This window comes from Streptomyces sp. LS1784, from assembly GCF_020103755.1.
Classification (GTDB): Bacteria; Actinomycetota; Actinomycetes; order Streptomycetales; family Streptomycetaceae; genus Kitasatospora.
In genome coordinates, this window is record NZ_JAHSQD010000363.1 from 1 (window position 1) to 8,545 (window position 8,545).

Sequence of the window (8,545 nt, forward strand, 5' to 3'; positions counted from 1 at the left end):
GGCGTGCCGCTCGTCGGCGAGCAGCGCCTCCGCGGTGGCGGCCCTGGTCCGGGCGGCGCCGGTCAGGTCGCCCGCCGCGGTCTGGGCCGCGACCCGGTCGGCCAGGCGGTGGACGCGTTCGCCGCTGCGCGAGCGCAGGTCCCGGTCGAAGACCGACAGCGGTGTGGGCTCGCCGATCGGGCCGGTGGCCATCCACGTGCGCATCCGCGCGCTCTGGAAGGTGTTGCCGTTGCGGGCGTCGAACCGTTCGGCGATGGCCAGGGCGCGCTCGCGCAGCTCCACGGCGAGGTCGGCCACCCGCGCGTCCGGGCGGCGCTTGCCCTCCACGGTGGGGAAGCGCAGGACCGTCCCGGCCTCCTCCTCCCGGGCCCGCGACAGGACGGCGACGGCCGCTGCCGCGAACTCCATCTCCGCCAGCGGCGTGCGGGCCCGGTCGAGCCAGGAGAGGTGACGCTCGATCAGGTCGAGCCCGCGGCCGACGTTGCCGCTGTGCACGCAGTACAGCAGGTTCAGCGCCAACTCGCCCAGGTGGTGCGGGTTGTCGCGGATCCTGCGGTAGGCGGTGCGGTGCGCCTCGACGGCGCGCTCGCCCTGACCGCTGCGCACGAGGGGCAGCAGCAGCTCGGAGTTGATCCACTGCGGCTGCTCGGTGCAGCCGGAGCGGACGGCCGGCTCCCCGACCCGGATCGCCTCCTCGTCCCGGCCGAGCGCCACCAGCGTCCGCACGTGGCTGCTCGGCACGCAGCCCGAGCAGTCGGAGAGGCCGTCCCGGCGGGTGAGCGCCATCCGCTCGTAGAAGTCCTGCGCCTGGTCGAGTTCGCCGATGCTCTCCGCCACCAGGCCGCGGTGCTGGAGGACGGCGTGCATGCTGTGGCCGCCCCGGCGGTAGCGCCGCTCCATGTCGTCCAGGAGCTCCCTCGCCCGCTGCAACGGGACCTCCGGGAACTGGTGGACGTTGTAGACCATCCACTTGAAGTGCCACAGCAGGCTGCGCTCGTGCCCGGGATCGAAGCGCTCGGGCTCCCGGTCGTAGGCCGCGAGGCACCAGGAGAAGGTGAGGAACGACTTCGCCGGCGCCCAGCTGTGCTGGTACACCCGGGTGGCCGACATCCTGACGTCGAAGGCGAGCTCGACCAGGCCGAGGGCGTCGGCGTGCCGGATCACCTCCTCCAGGGCCGCGAACTTCGCCGCGCCGGTGGGCATCCCGTGGGTGCTGTTGTAGAGCTGACGGAGTTCCTGCTCGGTGCGGCTCATCGCGCGCCTCCCGCGACGGCCCGGCTGATCAGGCCGACGAAGGACTGGTTGAGCGCGGCGGTGTCGGCCGGGCGCAGCGGGTGGTGGCCGAGCAGCAGCGCCTGGGCGTAGAGGCCCTCCAGGCACATCGCCTGGAGCTCCGGATCGGCCAGGGCGAGGACCTGACGGGCGAGCGGGTTGCGGTGGTTGAGCACCAGTCGGGGCCGGGGCGCGGCGGTCGTCTGGAAGCTGCCGAGGATCGCCGACCAGGTGTCGTCGACCTGCTCCCGGGTGCCCCGGACGTCCAGTTGGAAGGCCGTGTCCTCGTCCAGGAGGTAGAGCGCGGGCAGCCCGGACGGCTCGAAGGAGCGGACCAGCAGGTCGCAGCCGAGCCGGTCGAGCACCCGGTCGGCGACGGCCAGGAACGGGGCGATCGCCTGCTCGTCGGCCGCGTCCAGGCGCTGGAGGTGGGTGGTGAGGTCGGCGGCGCGCAGCTGCTCGACGTCCAGGGCGCGGTCCGTCGAGGCGAGCCGGTCGATGATCTCGGCGTCGTAGACGTACCCGGCGTTGAGGACGGCCAAGCCTTGCGCCGCGGCCACCGGGGCGAGCTGGCGGAACTCGTCGAGCAGCAGGGTGAAGCGCAGCAGGCCGTAGCGTTCGCCGAACTCGGTGAGGGTCAGCGGGCCGACGTTGGTCTCCATCGGCCAGAACTCGGCGACCAGGCGCAGCATGTCGTCGTCGTGCAGGGCGAGGGCCTTGACGCCCAGGTGGTGGACGCGCAGGAAGGCCCGCAGCCGGGCCGGCTCCTGCCTGCTCAACCGTACGAGCCAGCCGCGCAGGTGGTCGCCGAGGGTGTCGCGGGTCGCTTCCAGGAGGGAGTCCTCGTAGAGCGCCTCGCGGCTGGCGGTGGGCCGCAGCTCGGAGGTGTCGACGACGCAGCGTACGAAGAAGGCCCACTCGGGCAGCAGGCGTTCGGCTCCCTCGGAGAGCAGCATCTGCTTGAGGTAGACGCGGTGGGCGGCCGGGACGGCGGGGTTGGCCGGCATCGGCAGGACGAACGCGACGCCGCGCAGGCCCGCCTCGGCGGTGGCCACGTCGATCACGTCGAAGGGCGCGAAGCCGAAGACCTCCTCGCAGTACGCCTCCAGGCGGGCACGGCGGGCAGGCTCGGTCTCGTCCTCGGGGCGGTCCCAGGGGGCGGGGCCGCCGGTGACCGGCACGCCGTCCACGCTGACGGGGTACGGCAGCCGGGCTCCGTAGTGCTCGACCAGGCCGGTCACGGCGCGGCGGGTCAGCAGGTGCTCGCACCCGGGCCGGGGGCGCAGGGTGACGGTGGTTCCGGTCTCCTCGCGCTGCCGGTCGGCGAGCGCGGGCTCCACCGCGTAGGCGCCGTCCGAGAAGCCGTGCCAGAGCACGGTGGGCTCGCCCACCCGGCGGGTGGTGACCTCGATCGCGTCGGACACCATGAAGCAGGACAGCAGCCCGATGCCGAACTGGCCCATGAACTCGTGCCGGGCGAAGCCGAGGTCGTCCCGCTTCGAGCTGCGGCCGATCGTCGCCAGCAGCTCGTGCACCTGGGCCTCGCTGAGGCCGATGCCGTTGTCGCTGATGGTCAGGGAGCCGTCGCCGGTGGTGTCGCCGGAGGCGATCGTGATCCGCGGGGCCGGGGGTCGCCGGGCCGCGTCCTCCGGGTCGGCGGCGTCGTCCGCCTGGCGCGCCGTGATGGCGTCCACGGCGTTCTGCAGCAGCTCGCGGACGTACACCTGCGGGCTGGTGTAGAGGTGATGGCTCAGAAGGTCGACGATCCCGCGCAGGTCGACGCGAAAGGTTTGGCTCAACGGGTTTCTCCCAGGTCGTGTCGGGAGCACCTTAGAACGGCCGTACGACAGCCGGTAGTCGAATATCCGCGCCACCCGTCCGGCAGGGCCGGAGTGGCGGCCCGGGGCGGCCCGGGGCGGCCGAGCACTCTTCCAGAGCAACCAAAGGTTGCACATTCCGGCGGAGCGGCCTACGGTTATATGCAACCAAAGGTTGCGATAGGAGGGGAGCGGGATGGAGTACGGCAGCATCGAGCGGGAGATCCGCGTCGAGGCCACGCCCGAGGTGGTCTACGAGGTCATCAGCACGCCCGAGCACCTGCAGGAGTGGTGGCCGGACGAGGCGGACCTCAAGCCTGTCCCGGGAGGCACCGGGTTCATCTCGTTCGGTGCGGGGACACCGGACGTGAAGGTCGTGCCACTGACGGTGGTGGAGGCCGACCCGCCCCGGCGGTTCAGCTTCCGCTGGGCCCACGGCGAGGGCGAGGCCGCGACGCCGGACAACTCGTTCCTGGTCACCTTCGACCTGGTCCCGTCGGACGGCGGCACGCTGCTGCGGTTCACCGAGACGGGGTTCCGGGAGAAGGGCTGGGAGGCGGCCGTCCTGGAGGAGGCGTACCACGACCACGTCCGCGGCTGGGACCACTTCCTGCCCCGTCTCGTCACGTACGCCGCCCGGGTCGGGACGCGGCCGTGAGCGTGGTCATCGACGACGAGCTCTGGTCGGCGGTGGGGGACCCCATCCGACGGCGGATGCTCGACCTGCTCCTGAGCGGCGGCGGCGGGACGGCCACCACCCTGAGCGAGCAACTGCCGGTCACCCGACAGGCCGTCGCCAAGCACCTCGGCGTGCTGGGCCGCGTCGGGCTCGTCCACGACACGCCGTCCGGACGCGAGCGCCGCTACGAGGTCGACGAGGCCCAACTCGCCCGTGCCGTCGCACAGCTGTCGTCGGTCGGCGCCGCCTGGGACGCCCGGCTGCACCGCATCAAGCGGATCGCCGAGGCCATCCAGCGCGGCCAGGAGAACAGCCGGGAGGACAGCCAGGAGGGCAACCGGGAGAACACCCGGAAGAGCTGAGCCCGCAGGCACGCACGGAGGAGCGAACGCGCCCGGGAACGGGCGCCCGTACGAGAGAGAGGTACCGCGATGGCGGACATCCTGCACCGGATCGGGGTCACGGCGTCCCCGGACGCCGTCCACACGGCCCTGACCACGGTCGACGGACTGGCGAGCTGGTGGACCGAGGACACGGAGGGCGACGCCGGCGTCGGCGGCGTGCTCCGGTTCCGCTTCGGCCCGCCCGGCGGCTTCGACATGAAGGTCCTGGAGACCGAGCCCGGCCGACGGGTGCTCTGGGAGGTGATCGACGGCCCCGAGGAGTGGATCGGCACCCGGGTCCGTTTCGACCTCAAGCAGGAGGACGACTTCACCATCGTGCTGTTCCGGCACGAGGGTTGGCGGGAGCCGGTGGAGTTCATGTACCACTGCAGCACCAAGTGGGCCACGTTCCTGATGAGCCTCAAGGCTGTACTGGAGACCGGCACGGGTGAGCCCGCGCCGCGCGACGTCAGGATCAGCAACTGGCACTGAGCGGTCCGCTCGGGCGCGTCGCGCGCAGAGGCGCGGGGCCGGGGCCGAGGGGCATCCCCCTCGGCCCTCGGCCTACGTCACTCGAACCGGCTCCGGAGCCGTCCGACGGGCGGCTCGGCGCGGATCCCGGCCGCCGCGAAGGACACGTGCTTGCCCCGCCCGGAGAGCACGACCCTCCGGTCCGTGAGCGTGGCGCGGGTCGTCGGCCGGCCCGACCAGGCGTCCACCGCGAAGTCCGTCACACCGGTGCAGACCAGCACGAACTCGACCGCGTTGTGGCCGCGCTCCCGCCACAGCTCCGCGGCGCCCGCCGGGACGGCGAAGGCGGAGAACCTCAGGGTGACGGACGCTTCGCGTTCGTCGACGAGGACGGAGTCCAGGCCGTAGTCGCTCAGCGGGGGCGGCGGCGCGCCGAGCACCTCGCGGACCGTCCCGGGGTTCGCCAGCTCCGCTGACCAGTCGTGGTCACCCATAGAAGGTCTTCGCGGTCGTGGGCGGCAGCGTGCTGCCGTACAGGCGCCGGTCGAGCGGGCTCAGGAACCACCGCTCGGCCGCGTACGGTGCGGCGTCGCGGGAGCAGTAGGCGTTGAGGTGCCCCACGGTGAGCGCGGCGTGCGCGGTGAAGTCCAGCGAGAACCCCGGGCCTCGCACCCCCACCGCGATCCGCCGCTCCCGTTCCCGCAGGAAGGGGGTCAACCCGATGTCGACCACGGTGCCGTCGGGAAGGCCCCGCATCCGCAGGTCCTCCTCCACGGCCGTGAACCCGAGCTGCGCCTCGAACCGGTCGCACCCCGCGTCCGTCCAGGCCTGCGGGGCGCGATCGGGAAAGCGGGGGAACTCGACCCGCAAGGTGACGCCGGCCCCGCGCGGGTTGAGCTGCACCGAGCGGAGGAGCAGGCCCTCCGGGGGCGGAAGTTCGGTGTAGAGCGCGGCCAGCTGCCCGGAGTGCGGCAGGAACTCCGGCCACGCGCCGACCGACACGGGCCCGCCCCTTTTCTTCCGGATACCTCGCACACCGCCTTGACCTGGGATGATACTGCTCGTTCCGGCTCCTGGCCGCGTTGACCGCCGGACGCCGGGCCTCGACGGAGTCACTCGGACGCGGATCGCGCCCGGGGCGGCGGTCAGCCGATGTTGAACGTGAAGTACCTGACGGTGAGTATGCTCGGCTCGTGCGTCGCGTTGTCGAGCACGATCTTCTCCACGAACGCGCCGCCGAAGTTGTACCGCTTGACGATGTTGCCGGCGTAGTCGCAGATCCCGATGGTCATGTTCTTGAGGCGGCCCTCGCGCCCGGCGATCGCGTCGTCGATCCAGCGCTGGACGATGGGGCTGCGGAACAGGCCGCGGGACAGGGTCACCGTGTGGTTGTCGGGGTCGAGACCGCTGACCTCCGCGATGTACTCGACCGACTGGCCGTCGAGTTGCATGATGAAGTTGTGGCCCGTGAGGATGTCACCCGGGTTGAGTCCGCCGTCGTCCGGGAGTGCGGCGCGCACCGCCACGGCGGGGGCAGCCGTGGCGGGGACGGCCGTTCCCACGACGACACCGGTCAGGGCCAGGAGGACGGCGCTGACGGCACCGGCCGCGCGAGCCGCCCTGCGTCCACCGAGAAACCTGCTCATGTCGATCCCTTCCTGAAGAACATGCGCAAAATGGCGTGCCCATACCAACACGGGTGGGCCGGGCCATCCACAGGAGGCCGAAAGCTTGGCTGATCCCTGCCGGATGCGGTGGCGGCCGCGGCCGGTGACGCCGCATCCGCCACGCCCGGACGCACGACACGGGTGCCACCAGGCGTTACTGGCTGGTGACTTGGCTGATCATCACCTCCTCTGAGGCTTCGTCAGATCGCTACGCTCCGGCAGTCGAGCCGTTCGAGCACAGATGGAGCACGTGATGGAACGGCCCACCCCCAGCCGTGGACGCCGGACGGCGAGTGCCGTCCTCGCGGCGGCGCTCGCCCTCGGCGGGGCTCGCCCTCGGCGGGGACGCCGTGGCACAGCCCGCCGTGGCCCTGACCGCGACGGCACAGCTCGCCGTCGCGGAGGCGCCGTCCTCGGCTGCCTCGGCTGCCTCGGCTGCCTCGCTGGAAGTACGCCCTCGGCCTGGAACTTGCCGATCCGGGGTTCGGCTTCACCGTGTTGGCGAAGGCACGGTCCGTCGGTAGTCCGGCTCTGCGCAACCGTGTGATCTTGTTGCCGATGTTGCCCCAGCAGTCGTCCTTGGCCGCGATGGCGTTGACGGGTCGGTGCTGAGCGTCGGTGAGGGCCGCCTCGCCGGCGTTACCGTCGGGGAAGGCACGCAGCATGAACGGTCCCCAGTCGCGTTCGACGGTGAAGTCGTTGGCCATGGGCATCAGAGCCAAGGCAGCGTCGAGGATTCCCTCCAGGGTTGTGGTGCGGGCGAACAGGGCCCTGAGGAGGGTGAAGCGGAACCAGCCGCCATGCTCGACAAAGCCGGACTGCCCCTGACGTCGGTAACCGGGCGAGTCCGGCTACCAGCCGCGCTGTTCCTTCCACCTCCGCTCGAACGCCTCCAGGCCGTCGCGGCCGAGCAGGTGCCGGTACCGACCGGTCGGGTACAGGCACGAATCCGTCTCGCAGACGGCGGACAGCCTCGCAAGACGCTCGGCGAGCTCCGCCGGGTCGATCCGAAGTCGCTCGCACAAACCACCGTGCACGGCGGCGATGGCCGAGCCGATCTCGCGCGATTCCTCGTCGTAGGTGCGCCAGTCCTGGCTCAGCACCCCGGCGAGGTAGTCCCAGCGCTCCGCGGTGTACTCGACCGCGTCCAGCAGCTCCACCGACGGCGGACGCAGCGCCAGCACCTGGAGCTCGGCCACCACCGCACGACCCGCAGTGGCGATATCGTGAAGGTCGTACTCGTAGCGGCCGTCCGGGATCGCCCGCGCCTCGTCGACCAGCGCACGCAACGGCTCCAGATCCTCGGCGCCCGGCGCACCGAGGCGGCCCGTGACCACCTCGAGATCGGTGGAAAGCATGCGGTCACGCACGGCATGACGGGCGATCAGAGCGACGAGCTCCGCCGCGTCGAGAGTCCTGGCAAGCGTACGGAAGCGCCGCTCCGCGGGATCCAAGGTCCGCACGTCAGGACGGGACTCGGGCAACTCGTTCCAGGTGAACCCGGCGCGTACGGCAGCCAGGGCCGCCGCGATGGCATGCGGGCACAGCACGGTGGGACGGCTGTCAGGACAGTCGCACTCACCCGTCAGGGCGCGGCCCACGACGCCGACCCAGACCTGCCAGGTCCGGGTGCCGTCCACGACATCGGCGTTGGCTCCGCCGAAGCCGGGCTCCAGGTTGCGAACGGAGCCGGCGGTCAACAGCTTCTCGCCGCTGCGGTACGCCTTCACAGACGCAGCGGCCCGGACAGTGTCGGTAGCGATACTCATGGCCATGCCCATCATCCAACCTGCCCGGCCGAGCTCCGGGCGCCGGGTCCACGAACGGGTGGACCCCGCTTCGCCCACGCTCACGGCCCGATCGCGCGTCTGGCGTACACCGCCGCCTGAACCACCCAGCAGGCTCGCCGGCTGCTCTGGCAACTCGGCGACCGCGCTGCCGGCTTCACCCACCTGACCCGGGACCGTGACGCGAAGTTCACCACGGCCTGCGACGCCGTCTTCGCCGGCGAGGGCATCTTCGCCGCCAGGATTCCGCCCCGCAGCCCCAACTGCAACCCACACGCGGAACGATTCATACGCTCCGTGCGGGAGGAGTGCACCGGCCGGCTCCTATTGTTCGAGCGAGGCCACGCGGAGAAGGTCCTCGGTGACGAGCAGGCCCGGCGGTACTACGCGGCGGGAGCGGCGCGCCGGGGCGTCCGGCGGCGGCCGGCGGAGCCCCGGTCGTCGCGGCCGGAGGCGGCCCGGGTGTCGC

Annotated in this window: 9 protein-coding genes; 3 read left to right on the forward strand and 6 right to left on the reverse strand. The window is 71.9% G+C overall.

Translation table 11 applies throughout. The features are described from left to right. Together KS423_RS30925 and KS423_RS30930 are read right to left on the reverse strand one after the other, a co-directional pair. Positions 1-1,254 (reverse strand): hypothetical protein (locus KS423_RS30925; RefSeq protein ID WP_224283077.1); only part of this gene is annotated, 1,254 nt, incomplete at its 3' end. Beyond that, positions 1,251-3,071, reverse strand: coding sequence for an HSP90 family protein (locus KS423_RS30930; protein ID WP_224283078.1), 1,821 nt, complete (start codon positions 3,069-3,071; stop codon positions 1,251-1,253). The genes KS423_RS30925 and KS423_RS30930, both read right to left, overlap by 4 nt. 214 nt (positions 3,072-3,285) lie before the next feature. On the opposite strand from KS423_RS30930, the gene KS423_RS30935 reads away from it, so the two are divergent. The 3 genes from KS423_RS30935 (at position 3,286) to KS423_RS30945 (ending at position 4,643) form a co-directional block, all read left to right on the forward strand. After that, positions 3,286-3,747: an SRPBCC domain-containing protein gene (locus KS423_RS30935; protein ID WP_224283079.1), complete on the forward strand. Its 462-nt coding sequence runs from the start codon at positions 3,286-3,288 to the stop codon at positions 3,745-3,747. Further along, the gene (locus KS423_RS30940) at positions 3,744-4,130 is read left to right on the forward strand and encodes a helix-turn-helix transcriptional regulator (RefSeq protein WP_224283080.1); all 387 of its coding nucleotides are present in this window, start codon (positions 3,744-3,746) and stop codon (positions 4,128-4,130) included. The genes KS423_RS30935 and KS423_RS30940 overlap by 4 nt, the downstream gene beginning before the upstream one ends. Before the next feature lie 69 nt (positions 4,131-4,199). Then, complete coding sequence (locus KS423_RS30945; protein ID WP_224283081.1) at positions 4,200-4,643, forward strand: SRPBCC domain-containing protein; 444 nt, start codon at positions 4,200-4,202, stop codon at positions 4,641-4,643. A gap of 77 nt (positions 4,644-4,720) precedes the next feature. On the opposite strand, the gene KS423_RS30950 is transcribed toward KS423_RS30945, so the two are convergent. From KS423_RS30950 to KS423_RS30965, 4 genes are all read right to left on the reverse strand, one after another. Further along, positions 4,721-5,116, reverse strand: coding sequence for an Imm50 family immunity protein (locus KS423_RS30950; protein WP_224283082.1), 396 nt, complete (start codon positions 5,114-5,116; stop codon positions 4,721-4,723). Beyond that, positions 5,109-5,624 (reverse strand): hypothetical protein, encoded by a 516-nt coding sequence (locus tag KS423_RS30955; RefSeq protein ID WP_224283083.1) that lies wholly within the window; start codon positions 5,622-5,624, stop codon positions 5,109-5,111. The genes KS423_RS30950 and KS423_RS30955 overlap by 8 nt, the downstream gene beginning before the upstream one ends. Before the next feature lie 143 nt (positions 5,625-5,767). Next, the gene (locus KS423_RS30960; RefSeq protein WP_224283084.1) at positions 5,768-6,268 is read right to left on the reverse strand and encodes a hypothetical protein; all 501 of its coding nucleotides are present in this window, start codon (positions 6,266-6,268) and stop codon (positions 5,768-5,770) included. An 872-nt stretch (positions 6,269-7,140) separates the two neighbouring features. Next, positions 7,141-8,241: a hypothetical protein gene (locus KS423_RS30965; protein ID WP_224283085.1), complete on the reverse strand. Its 1,101-nt coding sequence runs from the start codon at positions 8,239-8,241 to the stop codon at positions 7,141-7,143. Between the last annotated feature and the right edge of the window lie 304 nt (positions 8,242-8,545).

Coding starts and splice junctions, on each gene's coding strand:
- KS423_RS30945 (WP_224283081.1), top strand. CDS start 4,200: ATGGCGGACATCCTGCACCGGATCGGGGTCACGGCGTCCCCGGACGCC.
- KS423_RS30950 (WP_224283082.1), bottom strand. CDS start 5,116: ATGGGTGACCACGACTGGTCAGCGGAGCTGGCGAACCCCGGGACGGTC.
- KS423_RS30960 (WP_224283084.1), bottom strand. CDS start 6,268: ATGAGCAGGTTTCTCGGTGGACGCAGGGCGGCTCGCGCGGCCGGTGCC.
- KS423_RS30935 (WP_224283079.1), top strand. CDS start 3,286: ATGGAGTACGGCAGCATCGAGCGGGAGATCCGCGTCGAGGCCACGCCC.